At 37.6% G+C, this 18036-nt stretch carries 15 protein-coding genes and 3 tRNA genes; 11 read left to right on the forward strand and 7 right to left on the reverse strand.

Going from position 1 to position 18036, the window contains the following annotated elements:
• Nucleotides 1-18 precede the first annotated feature (18 nt).
• Nucleotides 19-891, reverse strand: coding sequence for an NAD(P)-dependent oxidoreductase (locus B6A32_RS15560; RefSeq protein WP_269844051.1), 873 nt, complete (start codon nt 889-891; stop codon nt 19-21).
• Between the two features lie 121 nt (nt 892-1012).
• Nucleotides 1013-1378, reverse strand: a complete 366-nt coding sequence (locus tag B6A32_RS15565; RefSeq protein WP_198946930.1) for a HopJ type III effector protein — start codon at nt 1376-1378, stop codon at nt 1013-1015.
• Between the two features lie 502 nt (nt 1379-1880).
• Between B6A32_RS15565 and B6A32_RS15570 the strand changes: the two genes are divergently transcribed.
• Nucleotides 1881-2363 (forward strand): glutathione peroxidase, encoded by a 483-nt coding sequence (locus B6A32_RS15570; RefSeq protein ID WP_085305733.1) that lies wholly within the window; start codon nt 1881-1883, stop codon nt 2361-2363.
• Between the two features lie 374 nt (nt 2364-2737).
• Here the strand turns inward: B6A32_RS15570 and uvrB are convergent, their stop codons facing one another.
• Together uvrB and B6A32_RS15580 are read right to left on the reverse strand one after the other, a co-directional pair.
• Nucleotides 2738-4738 carry an excinuclease ABC subunit UvrB gene (gene uvrB, locus B6A32_RS15575; protein ID WP_085305735.1) on the reverse strand — a complete coding sequence of 667 codons (2001 nt, stop codon included), beginning with the start codon at nt 4736-4738 and terminating at the stop codon, nt 2738-2740.
• Nucleotides 4738-6111 carry an MATE family efflux transporter gene (locus tag B6A32_RS15580; protein ID WP_085305765.1) on the reverse strand — a complete coding sequence of 458 codons (1374 nt, stop codon included), beginning with the start codon at nt 6109-6111 and terminating at the stop codon, nt 4738-4740. Before B6A32_RS15580 ends, uvrB begins: the two co-directional genes overlap by 1 nt.
• 557 nt (nt 6112-6668) lie before the next feature.
• On the opposite strand from B6A32_RS15580, the gene B6A32_RS15585 reads away from it, so the two are divergent.
• The 3 genes from B6A32_RS15585 (at nt 6669) to B6A32_RS15595 (ending at nt 7186) form a co-directional block, all read left to right on the forward strand.
• Nucleotides 6669-6744, forward strand: a tRNA-Asn gene (locus tag B6A32_RS15585).
• A gap of 155 nt (nt 6745-6899) precedes the next feature.
• Nucleotides 6900-6975 (forward strand) — tRNA-Asn (locus B6A32_RS15590).
• A 135-nt stretch (nt 6976-7110) separates the two neighbouring features.
• Nucleotides 7111-7186: transfer RNA gene (locus tag B6A32_RS15595), tRNA-Asn, on the forward strand.
• A gap of 345 nt (nt 7187-7531) precedes the next feature.
• Here B6A32_RS15595 and B6A32_RS15600 read toward each other — a convergent pair.
• Both B6A32_RS15600 and B6A32_RS15605 read right to left on the reverse strand, forming a co-directional pair.
• Nucleotides 7532-8260 carry a transposase gene (locus B6A32_RS15600; protein WP_085305737.1) on the reverse strand — a complete coding sequence of 243 codons (729 nt, stop codon included), beginning with the start codon at nt 8258-8260 and terminating at the stop codon, nt 7532-7534.
• A 230-nt stretch (nt 8261-8490) separates the two neighbouring features.
• A complete protein-coding gene (locus B6A32_RS15605) occupies nt 8491-10128 on the reverse strand; it encodes a M28 family metallopeptidase (RefSeq protein WP_085305739.1) in 1638 nt (545 codons plus the stop codon).
• 283 nt (nt 10129-10411) lie between these two features.
• Between B6A32_RS15605 and B6A32_RS15610 the strand changes: the two genes are divergently transcribed.
• From B6A32_RS15610 to B6A32_RS15620, 3 genes are all read left to right on the forward strand, one after another.
• Complete coding sequence (locus B6A32_RS15610) at nt 10412-11527, forward strand: DUF3083 family protein (protein ID WP_085305741.1); 1116 nt, start codon at nt 10412-10414, stop codon at nt 11525-11527.
• Between the two features lie 292 nt (nt 11528-11819).
• Complete coding sequence (locus tag B6A32_RS15615; RefSeq protein WP_198946931.1) at nt 11820-12440, forward strand: LysE family translocator; 621 nt, start codon at nt 11820-11822, stop codon at nt 12438-12440.
• Nucleotides 12441-12491: 51 nt separating this feature from the next.
• The gene (locus tag B6A32_RS15620) at nt 12492-12839 is read left to right on the forward strand and encodes a hypothetical protein (protein WP_085305745.1); all 348 of its coding nucleotides are present in this window, start codon (nt 12492-12494) and stop codon (nt 12837-12839) included.
• A 121-nt stretch (nt 12840-12960) separates the two neighbouring features.
• Here B6A32_RS15620 and B6A32_RS15625 read toward each other — a convergent pair whose 3' ends face one another.
• Complete coding sequence (locus tag B6A32_RS15625) at nt 12961-13611, reverse strand: hypothetical protein (RefSeq protein ID WP_143327920.1); 651 nt, start codon at nt 13609-13611, stop codon at nt 12961-12963.
• A 560-nt stretch (nt 13612-14171) separates the two neighbouring features.
• Between B6A32_RS15625 and ccoN the strand changes: the two genes are divergently transcribed.
• From ccoN to ccoP, 4 genes are read left to right on the forward strand one after another with little or no spacing between them, the layout of a single operon-like run.
• On the forward strand, nt 14172-15593 hold the full coding sequence (gene ccoN, locus B6A32_RS15630) for a cytochrome-c oxidase, cbb3-type subunit I (RefSeq protein ID WP_085305749.1): 1422 nt from the start codon (nt 14172-14174) through the stop codon (nt 15591-15593).
• Nucleotides 15594-15603: 10 nt separating this feature from the next.
• The gene (gene ccoO / locus B6A32_RS15635) at nt 15604-16248 is read left to right on the forward strand and encodes a cytochrome-c oxidase, cbb3-type subunit II (RefSeq protein ID WP_085305751.1); all 645 of its coding nucleotides are present in this window, start codon (nt 15604-15606) and stop codon (nt 16246-16248) included.
• A gap of 4 nt (nt 16249-16252) precedes the next feature.
• Nucleotides 16253-16447, forward strand: a complete 195-nt coding sequence (locus tag B6A32_RS15640; RefSeq protein WP_085305766.1) for a cbb3-type cytochrome oxidase subunit 3 — start codon at nt 16253-16255, stop codon at nt 16445-16447.
• Nucleotides 16440-17420: a cytochrome-c oxidase, cbb3-type subunit III gene (gene ccoP / locus B6A32_RS15645; protein ID WP_085305753.1), complete on the forward strand. Its 981-nt coding sequence runs from the start codon at nt 16440-16442 to the stop codon at nt 17418-17420. The genes B6A32_RS15640 and ccoP overlap by 8 nt, the downstream gene beginning before the upstream one ends.
• Nucleotides 17421-18036: the final 616 nt, after the last annotated feature.

The raw sequence follows: 18036 nt of genomic DNA on the forward strand, positions 1-18036 counted from the left end.
AAAACTTCTTAATACGTTTTACTTTTTAAAGCGACTAATTAAGCTTGAAGTGTCCCAACGGTTACCACCACTTTCTTGAACTTCTTTATAGTAACCATCTATTTGCTTGGTAACAGTTAAATCTGCGCCAAGTTTTTCAGCTTCTTCAAATGCGATGGCAAGGTCTTTTCTTACCCAGTCAACCGCGAAACCGAAGTCAAACTCTCGATCGCACATTGTTTTTCCGCGGTTATCCATTTGCCAAGAGCCTGCAGCGCCTTTGCCAATAGTTGCGAGTAATTTATCAACATTTAAGCCCGCTTTTTGTGCGAAGTTTAAGCCTTCAGCTAAGCCTTGTACGGTATTAACGAAACAAATTTGGTTGACCATTTTAGCTAATTGCCCTGAGCCAACTGGCCCCATTAATTGACTAAATCTAGCGAATGCTGCCATAACAGGCTCTGCTTTATTAAAAACAGTTTCGTCACCGCCCACCATTACGGTTAGTACACCGTTTTCTGCGCCTGCTTGGCCGCCTGAAACGGGGGCGTCTAAAAAGTATTGTTCTTGGCTTGTTGCAATGTTTGCAAGCTCTACTGCGACTTCGGCCGATGCCGTGGTATGGTCAACTAAAATGCTGCCTTTGGGCATGCCTGCTAATATGCCGTTCTCACCTAATACTACTTGGCGAAGGTCGTCATCGTTACCTACGCAACAAAACACTATGTCACAGTTTTTAGCAGCAAGTGCGGGTGTTTTAGCGGTAGTACCTGAGTATTCAGCCTGCCATTTTTCGGCTTTTTCTTGGCTTCGATTAAATACACAAACCTCGTGTCCGGCTTTTTGTAAATGCCCTGCCATGGGATATCCCATTACACCTAAACCAATAAATGCTACTTTCATCGAACGGATCCTTTTGTAATATTTGAAACTAATTTGAAGTTAGTTGTACTTAGCTAGTTAACGTTAATTAAAGTTAGTTAAACTTTTCAGCTTAATTGTGCTGTTGTTAACCGGCTCGCCTACTAGTTGTTTATTTTATCGGTGATAAAGCCGCTGCTTTGAATTTAATACCTTGCCAGCCTGTTTGCATGAAGTTTCTAATATTTTGGTGATCATTACCTTTAGGGTTTTCTAAAACATCTTCTCGGTAATAACTGCCGAAACAAGCTAGCGTTTGTGAAGGCGTTAAGTTATTTAATTGTGCAAAGTAAAATATTTTACAAGAGCCTTCGTTAGTGCCGCTTTCATTCACTAGCTCACCATTACTAAACGCTGTGGGTTGGTACTGATAATTATCGGCAATAACTTGCATGACTTGGGTAAATTCTATTGGATGTTGTGCCTGTTTAATGTTCGTAAGCAGAGCGTTTAAGCTGATGTTTTCAATGTTACTCATGGAAGTTACACGCCTTTTTAAAGTTTTGTTCGGGTTGAATACTAAAAGTTGATTTAAAACGTTGCGATTATTTTGCCTTAACTGGCTAAGCAACTTGCTAGACACTTGGTTATAAGTTGCTAGTTTAAGGTCGCAGCCATTGTTATTTTCTTGTTAGCTGTAATGCAAAAAGGGATTTATATGCTTGGAAAGTCGCCCTAGTTTTTATGCGTTCTATGTTAATAAAATTAAGCTTATTTTGAAAGCGGCTATGGTCAGCGTTTCTTATAAAAAGTTTAACTTCATAATTACTGCCATTTATAAACGCACAATAAATTATTACCAATATTACCGTTTAACTTAAACATTAGATTAAAGCTTATCTGAAACCTCAATTAAACCTCTAGCTAAAGCACTAACAAGTTGCAATTTTTCATCATGAAAATAATGGCTTAGATAATCTTGTTAATCATAGCTATTTGCCTTATTCTAATTTTTACATTGATCCGACCAGCTAAATAAAATGACAAAAACTATTTACACCTTTGGTGCTAACAATTACAAAAATGAAGCCGTAGATTTTACTCAATATAAAGGTAAAACGCTGTTAATAGTGAACACTGCTAGCGCTTGTGGCTTTACTCCACAATATGCCGGTTTAGAAGATTTATACAAAAAATATAAAGATAAGGGTTTAGAAGTATTAGCCTTTCCTTGTAATCAATTTGGTAAACAAGAAAAAGGTGATAACACTGAAATTAAGCAGTTTTGTGATCTTAACTTTAATATTTCGTTCGATCTTTTTAGTAAAATAGACGTTAACGGCGATAATACTCATCCATTATTTGAGCACTTAAAAAACGAAGCGCCTGGTATTTTAGGGAGTAAAGGTATTAAGTGGAATTTCACTAAGTTCTTGGTAAACAATCAAGGTAAAGTGATTAAACGTTATAGCCCAAGAACTAAGCCAGCCGATATTGACAGCGATATTGCGGCTATACTTTAATCGCTTGAGATAACCAAGTAACTTGTGAATTTTGGTTTTACATTTTAAGCCTGTTGAACTGAAGTTACACCTAAATATAAAGTAGGGTCAGATACACATTAATTGATTTTGGTGGTTTTAAGAGATTAATGTGTATCTGACCCTACTTTATTCAAGACTGAAGTTATTGCTATAGCCTTGGGTAATTTTTTGTAGGTCGAACTTTAGTCCGACAATAGCGAAATACCTAGAAAAACTGAGGTTCTGATAAGCTGATAATCTGTTGGACTGAAGTCCAACCTACAGGTGGATGCATCTAACTAACAGACATAGAGTGATTTATTTGTCTGTTTAAACATAAATAAATCACTCTATATTGCTTGTAAGTTATAGCTTTAAGTTTCTAGCTGTAAGTCACGTAACTGTTTGATTTTATCTCTTACTGATGCGGCTAATTCAAACTCTAGGTTTTGTGCATGATTAAACATTTGCGCTTCTAGCTCTTGCACTTTCACATCAATTTGCTTGGTGGTTAACGTCTCGTATTCTGACGCTGGCTCTGCTGCTTTTAATACTGCAGCTGCGCGAGTTTTGCCGCCGTCGAGATCCATAACGTCTGAAATATTTCGTCTAACACCACGTGGCGTAATGTTATTGTCGAGATTGTATTGGTGCTGCTTAGCGCGTCTTCGTTCAGTTTCGTCAATAGCTTTGCGCATAGAGCCGGTAATGCGGGCAGCATATAAAATGGCTCTACCGTTAATGTTACGTGCCGCTCGGCCAATGGTTTGAATAAGTGAGCGTTCAGAGCGTAAAAAGCCTTCTTTATCGGCGTCTAAAATTGCGACTAGCGATACTTCTGGCATGTCTAAGCCTTCACGAAGTAAGTTAATACCGACTAAAACGTCGAACTTACCTAAACGAAAATCTCGAATAATTTCAACACGTTCTACCGTGTCTACATCGGAATGCATGTAACGTGCTTTTATTTGATGTTCATCTAAATAGTCCGTTAAATCTTCTGCCATGCGTTTGGTTAACGTGGTGGCTAGTACTCTTTCATTAATTTTTATACGCTTGCGAATTTCAGAAAGTAAATCATCAACTTGGGTGTCAACTGGCCGCACTTCTATTTGTGGATCTAGCAAGCCAGTTGGGCGCACAACTTGTTCTGCTATTTCGCCAGCCGATTTTTCTAATTCATAATTACTTGGCGTTGCTGATACATAAATGGTTTGTGGCGATAAGGCCTCAAACTCTTCAAATTTCATTGGTCGGTTATCAAGTGCTGAAGGTAGCCTAAAACCATATTCTACAAGGTTTTCTTTACGCGAGCGGTCACCTTTGTACATAGCGCCAATTTGCGGCACGGTTACATGCGATTCATCAATAATTAACAAGCCATCGGGAGGTAAGTAATCAAATAATGTTGGTGGCGCTTCGCCTGCTCCGCGGCCTGAAAGATAGCGAGAATAGTTTTCTATACCTGAGCAGTAACCAAGCTCGGTCATCATCTCAATATCAAATTGTGTGCGTTGTACAATTCGTTGCTCTTCTACTAGCTTATTGTTTTCTTTTAATTGGGTAGATCTATCTTTTAATTCGATTTTGATGTTTTCAACCGCAGCTAATATTTTTTCGCGTGGCGTTGCATAGTGTGTTTTTGGATAAACCGTTACGCGAGCAACGGTGCGCTCAACTTCGCCGGTAAGTGGGTCGAATATGCTTATGCGTTCAATTTCTTCATCGAATAGCTCAATGCGCAATGCCATTTTGTCTGACTCTGCCGGGAAAACATCAATTACATCACCGCGCACTCGGTAAGTTGCCCGTTGAAATGCTACGTCGTTGCGAGTGTATTGCAGCTCAGCTAAGCGTCTTAAAATATCGCGCTGATTAATAATGTCGCCAACACTTACGTGCAACATCATTTTCAAATAAGAGTCTGGGTCGCCCAAACCATAAATGGCTGATACCGAGGCAATAATAATAACGTCTTTGCGCTCTAGCAGAGATTTAGTCGCCGACAGTCGCATTTGCTCGATGTGCTCGTTTACTGAGGCATCTTTTTCAATAAAGGTATCGGTTGTAGGCACGTATGCTTCAGGCTGATAATAATCGTAATATGAAACAAAATATTCAACCGCATTGTCAGGGAAAAACTCTTTCATTTCGCCGTATAGTTGCGCCGCTAACGTTTTATTTGGCGCTAACATCATGGTAGGTCGATTAAGTTTTTCGATAACGTTAGCTATGGTATAAGTTTTACCTGAGCCAGTTACGCCTAATAACGTTTGATGTGCTAACCCTGAATCAATACCGTCGAGCAGTTTTGCAATAGCGGTTGGTTGGTCGCCGCTAGGAATATAGTCTGAGTGTATTTTTAACGCTTTCATTAAACTTTAGCCTCAACGTTGATACAGTCTTTTGCACATTGCTTACTAAACAAAGTATAAGAAATAGCCGCCATTACGACATTGCCAAGTAATGCGCCGATAAAGAAGCCTTCTAAACCAAACCATAAACTGCCTAGATAGGACAAAGGTACGTAGCAAACAAATAATCGAATAATACTTAATACTAAGGCAACCATAGGTTTATGTAAGGCATTAAATGAAGAGTTGGTTAAAATAATAACGCCTTGTAAGCCATAACCTAAGGGTAAAATCCAAATAAACAATTTAATAATATCTGCTACGGCTTGCTCTGTAGAGAACATATCAGCAATAAATGGTGCCGCTAATACCAGCACAACATAAATAAGTACTTGCCAAATAAGCACAAACTTTATTGAAGTTTTATAACCCTCTTCAACGCGCTTCATGTTACAAGCACCAAAGTTTTGGCTAATAAATGGCGGTAAGGTCATGGAAAGTGCTAAAACCACTAAACAGGCAATAGATTCAATTCTAGAACCTACACCAAATGCTGCCACGGCTGATACGCCATATTCAGCGACAATAGCGGTTAATACGGCTGAAGCAACTGGGGTTAACATGTTGGCGCCAGCGGCCGGTAAACCAATATGTAAAATATCGCGAGAGGCAGAAACAAATGCTTTCATCGACATTAAATGGCTCTGAATTAAGCCACGTTTTACCGTTAAAATATATAACACAAACCCAAGGCCAAAAACCCAAGATATTAATGTAGCTATTGCCGCCCCTTGAATACCCATTGCAGGAATAGGACCAAAACCAAAAATAAGAATGGGGTCTAATACTGCGTTAATAAGCCCCGCACTTCCCATAATAATACTGGGCGTTTTTGTGTCGCCATCGGCACGTAAAATCGCGTTACCTATCATAGGGCCGATTAATAAAATACAACCCAAAAACCACAAATCCATATATTGATGTAATAAAGGTAATAATGATTCGTTAGCGCCTAATAATAAAAAGGTTTCGTCGATAAGTAAGTAGCCAACTACAGCAAGAATGCCCACTATAATGGCTGATAAATATAATGAACTGGTGGCTAAATTTTTTGCAGTTTCTTTATCGCCTTTACCTAATGCCTTTGCAATAACGGCCGATGTACCTATGCCCAAACCTATGGTTAAACTGATCACGGTAAAGGTAATTGGGAATGTAAAACTGATAGCAGCTAATGGTTGCGTACCTAACAAGCCGACAAAAAAGGTATCAACCAGGTTAAAGGTCATCAATAAAATCATGCCGTAAATCATCGGAATGGTCATGCTTTTTAACGTCGGGGCTACGGGATCTTTCAGTAGATTAATTTGATGAGTATTTTTAGTTTCAGTCATTAATTTTTTCAGAATATGTGATAAATCGAATGCATCTGTCATTGTAAAAGATCAAACAAAGAGTCGCTACGTATATATTCAATTTAAAATAATAATAACGCTATTAGTTGAAAAAATAATATCACAGGAAAAAATTGCACTACACTATTGTTCTGAGAAATGCACAGAAAATGTATAAAAACTTAGCCTGAACAAAAAACACACGCACATGCACACAAAGCCAACACAAACCAGTTAAGTGACTGTTATATAATAAAATAAAGAAACCGAGCAATAAAGCACCACTTCACTACAAGCCGCATTCTACCGTTAGCATTACTTTGTGTTACACTTTAACTCACATAGTTATCCACAGATTAAGTGGATAACTATATTTAAAATTAACAAAACCAGAACTTGATTATTTAATCATCAGAAAAAGACTAAATTGAGTAAACAATGCCTGCTATTTGAGCAAACAGACAATAAAATGAAATTTTTCTAACTTTTGTATTGACAGTGTGAGTAGAGGCCTTTAATATTCCGCCCCGTTAGCCAATAGCGGCTTTCAAAACAATTCCTCAATAGCTCAGTTGGTAGAGCAACGGACTGTTAATCCGTTTGTCCCTGGTTCAAGTCCAGGTTGAGGAGCCAAATTTAAGATTTTGGTTTCAATGTTGCTACGCAAAGCAACGGACTGTGTTGTTATTAAGTCAGCGTTAGTCTCTGGTTTAAGTCCAGGTTGAGGAGCCAAATTTAAAAATAATGGCTTTTAACTTTATTAGAAGCGGTTATGTAAAAAGAACAATTCCTCAATAGCTCAGTTGGTAGAGCAACGGACTGTTAATCCGTTTGTCCCTGGTTCAAGTCCAGGTTGAGGAGCCACTTAAAATGTTGGTTTCAATGTTGCTTCGCAAAGCAACGGACTGTGCTGTTATTAAGTCAGCGTTTGTCTCTAACCACATAAAATGTAATGGTTTTTATTTTAAAGTAAAAACGGTTACACAAGAAAAGAACAATTCCTCAATAGCTCAGTTGGTAGAGCAACGGACTGTTAATCCGTTTGTCCCTGGTTCAAGTCCAGGTTGAGGAGCCACATTAAAGAAACCTGCTTACTAGCAGGTTTTTTTTCGCCTAAAATAAAGTAGGGTCAGCTACACATTAAATGTTCAAAGTTGATTTCAGTGTTGCTTCGCAAAGCAACGAACTGTGCTGTTATAAACTCAACGTTTGTCCCTGGTTCAAGTCCAGGTTAAGATCCACATTAAAGAGACCTGCTTATTGGCAGTTTTTTTTCGCCTGAAATAAAGTAGGGTCAGATACACATTAAATTTTAGATGCTTAATCACCTCTAACCTAGAAACATGGTCAAACTCTAGGGGTAATATTCCCTTTTTTAAAATTATCAAAGACACTAAAATCAATTAATGTGTATCTGACCCTACTTATTAATGTATTTATGTGTATCCGGCTTCACTTGTGTACTTGTGCCTAAAGGCCTGCCTAGTTTAGCTTCTCTAACTCTTCGTCCCGTCGATTGCTCTATTTTGGACTTAAAACATTCACTCCCCAGTGCTAAGCCTTTATTTAATGACGTTCTGATATCTTCAATTAATAAAGGTGCTATTTGATATTTAAACAAAGACTGGTATGTTTTTTGGCGTTCTAGTGAATTAGCGCCTAGATCCTTGTATGCGGGATGAGGTGTACATAATGCAGATTGTTTTCCTAAGGCATTAATTTGATAACTAGACCAAAAATATTGCGATGGTTCATCAACCATTTTCGCCCTAACAGGATTTAACTCAATATATTTATACACTTGCAATAAGTATGAAACATCTCCAATCAAACAAGATTTATATCTGCCTTCCCAAAGCGTGCCAGTTCTTCGATATTTATGATTGAAATATTGCACATATCTGCGACCTAAACTTTGCATTAATAAACTAATTGCGTTTGGCATGCGAGGTGTGCAAAGCAAATGCACATGATTAGTCATAAAAACCCACGCGTGAATATCAACGCAATGCTTAATTGAATACTCAGTTAGCCAGTGAGCGTAAGTAGCAAAATCTTGTTCATCTGCGAAGCATAAACTGCGATTATTTCCGCGTTGAATAATATGTTGTGGTATGTCGATCAGCTGAATTCTTGGTAAGCGAGCCATAAATAATATCCTTATTATTTAAATTGTTCTCAGTATAGAACAAGAATCTTTAAAGTATAATTTACGCTTAACAACAAAATTGAAAAGATAAATTTTAATGAGCATCTGACCCTAGTTTATTTTTGGTTTTAATTAATGTGTATCTGACCCCACTTTATTCACTTTATTATTTTTAGCATAAAAAAAAGCAGCAATTACATAATTGCTGCTTTGGAGTTTTAGCTGTGTGCTTAGCGTTTAAACTCTGAGGTTTTGCTCCACTGTGGCCACACGTTTTTGTGTGAAAGTTCATAACCTACTGCGAAGAAGGCTTGCATATCTTCTACGGCACCTGAAAGATCCCATTGTTCGCTGTATTCATCACAGGCGTTGTGGTAACACTTAGCGAGAATTGGGTCTAATATTTCTCTTAGTGCTTTTGTAGCGGCATCAACTGGCTCTTTACCACTTTTAGCATAAAGTGCTGGAATACCGATATTAGCGAAAGCGAAGTGATCAGAACGGTAGTAAATACCAGCTGCTGGACGAGGGTCGCCTGAAATTACACGCCCTTGTTTTTTAGCGGCAACGGTTAAGTAGTCGTCTAGCTGAGATTGACCTAAACCATAAACAGATACATCTTTACTGCGACCATTTACATTTAATGCGTCCATATTAATGTTAGCCACTGTTTTCGCTGCTGGAATAACTGGGTTTGCTGCATAAAACTTAGAGCCAAGTAAGCCTTGCTCTTCAGCGGTTACTGCCATTACGGTAATTGAACGCTCAGGTAATACAGGTAATTTTGAGAACGCTTCAGCTACTTCAATTAAAGCTGCTGTACCTGATGCATTGTCAACTGCGCCATTATAAACTTGGTCGCCGTCTTTGGTTGTATCTTTACCTAGATGATCCCAATGCGCAGTGTAAATAATGTGTTCGTCAGGCTTGGTACTGCCGGGTAAGGTGGCAATAAAGTTATATGATTTTGACTTTTTAACGGTATTTTTCACCTCAACTGAAGCGGTTAAGTCGCCCATAGCAACATGATAACTGCCCTTTGCTGCTTTTGCTTTTTCTTGCTCAAAGTTTAATCCGGCATCAGCAAAAAGCTCTTTGGCAACCTCGCTATTAACCCAGCCTTCAACCGCTACACGACCTTTGTTTAGATCTTCACGAACAAAGCCAAATTGAGGACCGGTCCATGAATGCTCTACAACCGACCAACCGTATGATGCTGGTGCTGTTTCATGAATAATTATTGCACCTTCAGCACCTTGACGACTCGCTTCTTCATATTTATATGTCCAACGACCGTAGTAAGTCATGGCGTTACCATTAAATAATGCTGGGTCTTGAGTAGCAAAACCTGGGTCGTTTACCAGAATTACCACTGTTTTTCCTTCAACATCTAGACCTTCGTAGTCATTCCATTGATATTCAGGTGCGTTAACACCGTAACCAACAAAAACTAACTCAGAATCTTTCAGCTGTTCGAATTCACTAATACGGCTAGAGCCCATGACCATATCATGACCATATTGATATGCTTTATCACCAATAGATAAAGTCATTTCTGGTGATGCTTCAATAGAAACCATAGGTACGGCTTGTAAAAAACTATCACCATTGCCCGGTTTAAAACCTACGGCAGTAAGTTGTTTTGTTAAGTAATCAAGCGTAAGTTCTTCACCTTTGCTTGAAGGTGCGCGCCCTTCAAATTCATCTGAAGCAAGGGTTTTAATATGCTCGGTCAGCTGTTCTTTATTAATACTGTTATAACTTGCTGTTACATCGGCAGTACTATTTGTTTTTTTGACAGAATTTTCTGCGCCACAGCCCAACAATACGGCTGAAGTTAATAGTGTGAAAGCTAAGGTATTTTTCATTTTTTTATACTTTATTTAAGAATGACCACGAGATTATATACAAATCTTGGTTCATTTAGGTAGGGTTAGGTGCAAAGAAATATTAAAGCAAACATTTTCTATACGAAGTTGATGCTTTTAACCCCTTTGTAGATAACCTAAGCGCTGTAACATTGTTTTTATCCCTAATATTAAAACTTTAATAGCCTTGTTAAGCTAATGATCTCCCTTGTGATTTATTTCTTATTTGACCACCTTAATTGATACTACTATGATGATATTTTTAAATTAAAGGTAAAATGTTATGCCAATCTCTCGTACAAGACGTGTTCAACATAAAGTGCATATTCCTTCTTCTGCACGTGAAAACCAATATTTACTTGCTAAGTTTGCTATTACAGACAGTTTAATCGAGAGAATATCAGGCCCTGTTGATCACAGCAGCGAACAACCGTTTCTGCCATTTTATAAAAAGTTGTCAGAAATATTTTTTAAAATTAATGAAGAGCTAGACATAGAAAGTGGCCAGTTTGTTGCCAACGACAAGTTCGCCCGCATTCGTTTTAGCCCAGAAAAAATTACCGCACAAACCGATCAACAAATTTTATTTTTATACAACTCTCGCTATCATTTTAGTCAAAAAGCTTATTTTGACGGAAAAAAGCAGGCTAGCAAAATTCATTTAGTGTTTTTATCTAACGGTAATGAAGTAAGACATGACTCGGCAATTTTTCATCAAAAAGTTGTTAAAGCTATCACCAAATTCACTGAACAAAGTGGTATGGCGAAAGACGAAATGCGTATTTGTGATCATCAGCACCTTACTTATGACTTATTTGCCAAAGATAAAGGTGTGCAAGGCAACCAAGTGCATAAATTACGCAGTATCTCTAACCGTTATGCGCCCGATGAGATATCTATTCCGGAAAATACCGACGAGCTGACTTATGCCATTGTCGATATGCCGATTAATCGTAGATTACGTAATTTAGTTAAACTTGATGATAGTGAAGGTGAAAATTATAACCCGCTATATAACTATATTGCCGATGCATTTATGAGTGCAGCTAAAAAACATAATTTGAATAATGGTGCGCTGATAGCTAATGGTTTAGTGCCTATTGTGCGCCGCAGTGAAGATGAATCTACCGTGGCTAAGGGTGAATTAATGATGATTGGCTATAACCCTAAAAGTATGAATAGTGGTTATACCTGTAAATGGGTTGCTGAAGAGTTAGTTGATAGCGTGCATTTTGTATTTGTTGCCAGTGAGCAAGATAAAACCAGCCACGGTTATGGTAAGTTTTTAAATCAAATAGAATCTGTTTTACATAGCATTGCCCAAAAGCTTAAATACGATAATGATAAAGAAGAGTTGATTGTTCGTTTTCATCAACATATTGGCTTTTATCGTGAATAATAGTTTTTATTACCTCTGTTACCGCTAAAATTTTACATTTTTCGGAACAATTTATCGCAGCGTTCACTTAACAATGAACGCTAGCAATATTTCATACATTTTTGATATTCACTTGCTGCACAATATAAACTAACAAGTTCTTCTCTATAAGCTGCTTGATTTAAGCTCTACTAGCCGTATTTAATTACTCGAATCAAAATTACTTTTTTATAGTTTATTTAAACTTTATGTTATTAAACCTTCACTTAATTGCGTTATTATTCTTTTACTCACCATTTTTGGCACTAACACCTTGATAGACTTCACCTTACTGAGTATTTTTATTCCAACATTTTTTATGGTTAGCATAACGCCAGGCATGTGTATGACCTTGGCCATGAGCTTAGGTATAACCATTGGCGTGAGGAAAACATTCTGGATGATGTACGGCGAGCTATTAGGCGTAGCAACCGTTGCCGTTGCCTCTGTATTAGGTATAGCAACATTAATGACTGCATTGCCGCAACTATTCCAAGGTTTTAAAATCATGGGCGCGCTATATTTACTTTATGTCGGTATTAATATGTGGCGAGCCAAAGGTAAACTCAGTACAGACCCAAATCAGCATCAACAATCAATTAAAAGACGTAGCTTATTTCAGCAAGGCTTTTTAACCGCTATCGCCAACCCTAAAGGTTGGGCGTTTATGATTTCGTTATTGCCCCCTTTTATAAACCAAACATTACCATTAACACCTCAGTTAAGTATTTTAGTTATAGTCATTTTAATATCTGAATTTATTTGCATGACGCTTTATGCCACGGGCGGTAAATCTATCGCTAAAGTTTTAACCAAACGTAACAATGTTCAATTGCTCAATAAAATATCAGGTAGTTTAATGGTATTAGTCGCTATTTGGTTAGTAGCAAGTTAGTAAGTGTAGTTTTCTCAATAAAAATTTATAGGCTCGATTAAGGGATAATCAATGTCATACGATAAAGTCATAACGAATGAAAATGGTGAGGAGTTTCCATATTCAGAATCATTTGATAGTGAATCTTATTATTATAAAATAAGTATCGTGCTTGATGATCGAGATGGCGAATTACTCATTTCTAAGTGGGGTTCTCATATTGAGTTTGATGATGGTAGCTGGCTGGATTATAAAATTGCGCCAAATGAACTCTTCCCAAAGCAAATAAAGTTAACTCACGATAATATTCTTTTTTACATGCAGACAATACTTGAAAGGGAATCTGAAGCTAAATTGTTAACTAAACAAGAAGTCGAAAAGCATTATAAAAATTATTTAAAACAACTTAATAAATTCTAAAAAATACACATTACTCAGCATCGTATGTAACTATGTTACTTGCTTCAAACTGCAAAAGTTAGTTGGCTACACTTCTATTCTTAAAAACTAAATTAACTCCTCTAAAGGCATGCCTAGGCGCTTAAGCGCGATAACTTGGCACCGTAAACATTTTAGTATGCTTTATGTTTTTCTCGGTGGTAAAAGTTAACCAAATACGCCATTTCATTTGTGCTGAGGAACAACTTCCAATAAGCACTTCAGTTTGAAAAACCTGTGATAGCTCCTGTGAAGGTTCCTGTAAAGATAGCTGATTCTCTTTTTTTGCAGCTTGATGTGTTAATTGCTCAGGTAGTTTTGATGATTTGTCGGCTGAAACTATCGAGCTTTTAGCTGAAGTTTCATTACCATTATGAGTTATTGCTTGAAGATCAAAAAATAATGGAATTTTGCCCATGTACATATCAACGCCCTCAAGATAACCAGTAATACTCTTTAGTTTTTCTTGGCCTTGGTACTTAACGATCATGTTAAAAGGCTGCTCTGCAATTATTTTTTCAACATCAAATAATACTTTAGCTTTAGCATTGGTTAGTGCAAATTCGCATTTGCTTTGTCCAATTATACAGTGAGCAACTTGTGCAGATGCAACATCAGCACTTAGGTTTGATTGATTGTCAGGGCTACATGCAAAAAGCAGTACAGATAAAAAAAGCGCTATTATTGCCGATGAAATACGCGAAATGATTTTGATAACAGTTTTAAAAACTGAGTTTATTAGAGAATTAATCACAGAGAGCAACATTTTTAATTAATGAAAATAAAACGAAATAATTTGTCCGCTATCATACACAATCAGTAATCGTATTAATGAACTTTTTAGTCTGTAATCTCAGTATTTATATTTAAAGGCTAATACTATGCTGAATTATTCATTGATAACAATTTAAGTAAATTTGACAGAAATACCTTAGACACTTTGAATAAATGCAATAACTGCCATGAATTTCGAATATTTACCTTGAAAAAACAATCGACAAAATAACAGCAATAATTTAACTGTTTTAGGGCTAGTTTATTCAAGTTTTAATGCTAACCTTTTATAGATACAGCAATTATTTGTATATTGTTTTTTACTATTTCTAGCAGTAATAGTGAGAATGCAGTTTTTTTGTTGATTTAAATCAAGTTTTACGGTTGATTTATGGCATGGGCGAAAGGTAAAATCACACAGAATTTGAAACAACTCGCTTTTCGAGTGTGACATTTATCATGGCTTCTCAGCATTTTTCATGAAAAAGACTCTTTTTTATACAAAACTGCAAAACCTAACCTAGTAACGGAACAATTAAAATGACAACAACGCTAGATCATCCGTCATATAACTACAATGTGGTGCGTCAATTCACCGTAATGACAGTTATTTGGGGGATCGTTGGTACTCTTGTAGGTGTTCTTATTGCGGCACAATTAATTTGGCCTGCTTTAAACTTTGACACACCTTGGTTAACCTACTCTCGTCTTCGTCCGCTGCATACCAATGCGGTAATTTTTGCTTTTGGTACCAGTGCATTGTTTGCAACTTCATATTATGTTGTGCAACGTACTTGTAAAACCACACTTTTTGGGGGCAACTTAGCCGCCTTTACGTTTTGGGGTTGGCAGGCGGTTATTGTACTTGCCGTTATAACGTTACCCATGGGTTATACATCAAGCAAAGAGTACGCTGAATTAGAATGGCCAATTGATATTTTAATTGCCGTGGTTTGGATAAGTTATGCCATCGTATTCTTTGGCACTTTAATCAAGCGTAAAACCTCTCATATTTATGTTGCGAACTGGTTCTTCGGTGGTTTCATTCTTACCGTTGCCGTATTACATATTGGCAACAGTATGGTTATTCCCGTTTCAATGATGAAATCTTACTCCCTTTATTCTGGCGCAATAGATGCCATGATGCAGTGGTGGTATGGTCATAACGCCGTTGGCTTCTTATTAACAGCGGGTTTCTTAGGTATGATGTACTACTTCGTACCAAAACAAGCTGAACGCCCGGTTTATTCTTACCGTTTATCTATTGTTCATTTTTGGGCTTTAGTATCGTTATACATTTGGGCTGGTCCACATCATTTACATTACACTGCTTTGCCGGATTGGGCTCAGTCAGTGGGTATGGTTATGTCAATCGTACTATTTTTGCCATCTTGGGGTGGTATGATCAACGGTATTATGACGCTGTCTGGTGCATGGCATAAACTTCGCTATGACCCTATTCTTCGTTTCTTAATTGTTTCGTTATCTTTCTACGGCATGTCTACGTTTGAAGGCCCAATGATGGCAATTAAATCGGTAAATGCCCTTTCACATTATACTGACTGGACAATTGGCCATGTACATTCTGGCGCACTAGGTTGGGTTGCTATGGTATCAATTGGTGCGGTATACCACTTAATTCCTGTGCTATTTAATCAAGGCCGCATGTATAGCATTCGCTTAATTAACATACACTTCTGGTTACATACTGCTGGTATTGTTTTATATATTGTTGCTATGTGGATTTCAGGTGTAATGCAAGGGTTAATGTGGAGAGCGGTAAATACCGACGGTACTTTAACTTATAGTTTTGTTGAAAGTTTAACGGCTTCTTACCCATTCTACTTTATGCGTTTTGTTGGTGGTGTATTAGTTGTATCAGGCTTCTTATTGATGGCTTACAACATGTTTAAAACAATTTATGCTAAAGACAATAGTCTTGAAGCAGTGAAAGCAGCTTAAGGAGCCGACGATGAAAAATAAACATGAAAAGTTTGAAAAAAATGTTGGTTTGTTTGCTATTTTCACCATTCTTGCAATCAGTGTCGGTGGTTTAGTTGAAATAACACCTTTGTTTTTTCAAAAAGAAACCACAACTCCTGTTGATAACTTGCGCCCTTATACGGCATTAGAAATGGAAGGCCGTGATATTTACATTCGTGAAAGCTGTAATGTTTGTCATAGCCAAATGATACGTCCATTTCGTGCTGAAACAGAACGTTATGGTCATTACTCTGTTGCTGGTGAACAAGTATGGGAACACCCATTTTTATGGGGTTCAAAACGTACGGGGCCTGATTTAGCGCGTGTTGGTGGTCGTTATAGTGATGATTGGCATCGTGCGCATTTACTTGACCCACGCTCAGTTGTACCAGAGTCGAACATGCCTTCTTTTAAGTGGTTAGCTGAAAATACACTTGATGGCGAATTAACGGGTAAGAAGTTAGCTACATTTAACTTTTTAACCCGTAATAGAAGCCACAAAGACGAGCAAGGTAATGCTATTCCTCTATATTCTGAAGCTGAAATTGCAGGTGCAAAAAAAGCAGTTAAAGGCAAAACAGAAATGGATGCATTAATTGCATATTTACAGTCTCTTGGTCATGCGTTGAAATAATATGATGGATTACGGCACGCTTAGAGGGCTTATTGCTCTATTAATATTGGCATTATTTATAGTTATTGTGGTTTGGTCATACTCAAAAAAACGCAAGTCATCGTTTGATGAAGCGGCAAATTCAATTTTTGAAGAAAAAACTGAAACTGAAATAAGCCACACTAACAAAAATAACAAGCAGGAGACTAATAATGTCTAGCTTCTGGACTATTTGGGTATCGGTTCTAACCCTTGGCACATTGATAGGTTGTTACTTATTATTACGCATGTGTTTAAAGAACTTTGCAGGCGTAGCTGAAGGTGAGCCTACTGGACACGTTTTTGATGGCATTGAAGAGTTAAACAACCCACTACCAAAATGGTGGAGTAATTTCTTTTTATTAACCATTATTTGGGGCTTTTTCTACATCGCGGTTTATGGTTTAGGCGGTTGGAAAGGTTTTTCTGGCTGGGAAAGTTCTAACCAAGGTATTTTAAATTTAGCTGAGTCTAAAGAAAAATCGGCTTTGGCTAAAGAAAAAGGCTTGTTAGTACAATACGATCGTGAAGTTGCTGCTGCAGATGAAAAATATGGACCTATTTTTGACGCATACGCCAAGCGTGAAATAGCCGATTTAGCTACAGCTAACGACGAAGAAGCCGCTTCTGCACGTAAAGTAGGACAGCGCTTATTCTTACAAAACTGTTCGCAATGTCATGGCTCTGATGCGCGTGGTGCAACTGGTTTTCCTGACTTAACTGACCAAGATTGGTTATACGGTGGTTCACCTGAAGCAATAAAAGCTACGCTTATGCACGGCCGAAAAGCTAATGGCATGATGGCTTGGAGTGCAGCTTTAGGCGGCGAACAAGGTGTTAAAGAAGTAGCAGCATTCGTTTTAAGTTTAAGTGGTCGTGAAGTTGACACTGCAGCCGCAGCCGCAGGTAAAGTTAAATTTGCTATGTGTGCAGCATGTCACGGTAGTGATGGTAAAGGTAGTGCAGCCATGGGGATTGACCTTGGTGCGCCTAACTTAACTGACAACATTTGGTTATACGGTGGCTCTGAACGTGCTGTTCAAGCTTCAATAGCTAATGGCCGCGCCGGCATAATGCCAGCATGGGATAAAATCCTAGGTGAGCAAAAAATTCACGTAATCAGCGCTTATGTTTATAGCTTATCGCAAGAGTAATAACTAAAACATAACGTAAACATTAAACCTTGGTTCTGAAAAGTACCAAGGTTTTTTTATGCTTGTTAGAAGGTATTAACCACTGTTTTTGCTATCTAATTATTCTTATTTTTTTGTTTTGTTATGGTATTTAACAAAACTTTTTTAGCGTTAAAACTTCATTAATATTAAGTAATTCCTAACAGATTAAATATTAGCGCTAGGCCTGCCCCACCCCATAAATAATCGATAAAAATCAATAGGATGATTTAAAAAACAGGGAGTATTCATGACGTTTAGAATAAAGTAGGGTCAGATACACATTAATCTATAGTTACCTGATGCTTCCTAAAGCGAGCAAGATGCTCAAACTTTGAGCTCAACTTTACCGCTTTACAGTTACCAAAACCACCAAAACCACCAAAACCAATTAATGTGTATCTGACCCTGAGGGATCCCCACAAATATTAAAGTGTATCAATTGTGTAAGCCCCGCCGAATTGGTGAAGCAGCGCTATTGCTTTTAAAAACTGCTTCACTGGCAGTCGTGCATATCGGTCAGATACTACCCTCAATCCAATAAAGTGCAGCGATAGGACTGTATTATTTTTCAGACTGTTAGCCTGATATTGTCGGT

The sequence above is a fragment of the Colwellia polaris genome, from assembly GCF_002104515.1.
GTDB lineage: Bacteria > Pseudomonadota > Gammaproteobacteria > Enterobacterales > Alteromonadaceae > Cognaticolwellia > Cognaticolwellia polaris.

What these genes read in the sequence shown, in the direction of transcription:
- B6A32_RS15565 (WP_198946930.1), bottom strand. Translation starts at nt 1,378, where the DNA reads ATGAGTAACATTGAAAACATCAGCTTAAACGCTCTGCTTACGAACATT.
- B6A32_RS15570 (WP_085305733.1), top strand. Translation starts at nt 1,881, where the DNA reads ATGACAAAAACTATTTACACCTTTGGTGCTAACAATTACAAAAATGAA.
- uvrB (WP_085305735.1), bottom strand. Translation starts at nt 4,738, where the DNA reads ATGAAAGCGTTAAAAATACACTCAGACTATATTCCTAGCGGCGACCAA.
- B6A32_RS15580 (WP_085305765.1), bottom strand. Translation starts at nt 6,111, where the DNA reads ATGACTGAAACTAAAAATACTCATCAAATTAATCTACTGAAAGATCCC.
- B6A32_RS15600 (WP_085305737.1), bottom strand. Translation starts at nt 8,260, where the DNA reads ATGGCTCGCTTACCAAGAATTCAGCTGATCGACATACCACAACATATT.
- B6A32_RS15605 (WP_085305739.1), bottom strand. Translation starts at nt 10,128, where the DNA reads ATGAAAAATACCTTAGCTTTCACACTATTAACTTCAGCCGTATTGTTG.
- B6A32_RS15610 (WP_085305741.1), top strand. Translation starts at nt 10,412, where the DNA reads ATGCCAATCTCTCGTACAAGACGTGTTCAACATAAAGTGCATATTCCT.
- B6A32_RS15620 (WP_085305745.1), top strand. Translation starts at nt 12,492, where the DNA reads ATGTCATACGATAAAGTCATAACGAATGAAAATGGTGAGGAGTTTCCA.
- ccoN (WP_085305749.1), top strand. Translation starts at nt 14,172, where the DNA reads ATGACAACAACGCTAGATCATCCGTCATATAACTACAATGTGGTGCGT.
- ccoO (WP_085305751.1), top strand. Translation starts at nt 15,604, where the DNA reads ATGAAAAATAAACATGAAAAGTTTGAAAAAAATGTTGGTTTGTTTGCT.
- B6A32_RS15640 (WP_085305766.1), top strand. Translation starts at nt 16,253, where the DNA reads ATGGATTACGGCACGCTTAGAGGGCTTATTGCTCTATTAATATTGGCA.
- ccoP (WP_085305753.1), top strand. Translation starts at nt 16,440, where the DNA reads ATGTCTAGCTTCTGGACTATTTGGGTATCGGTTCTAACCCTTGGCACA.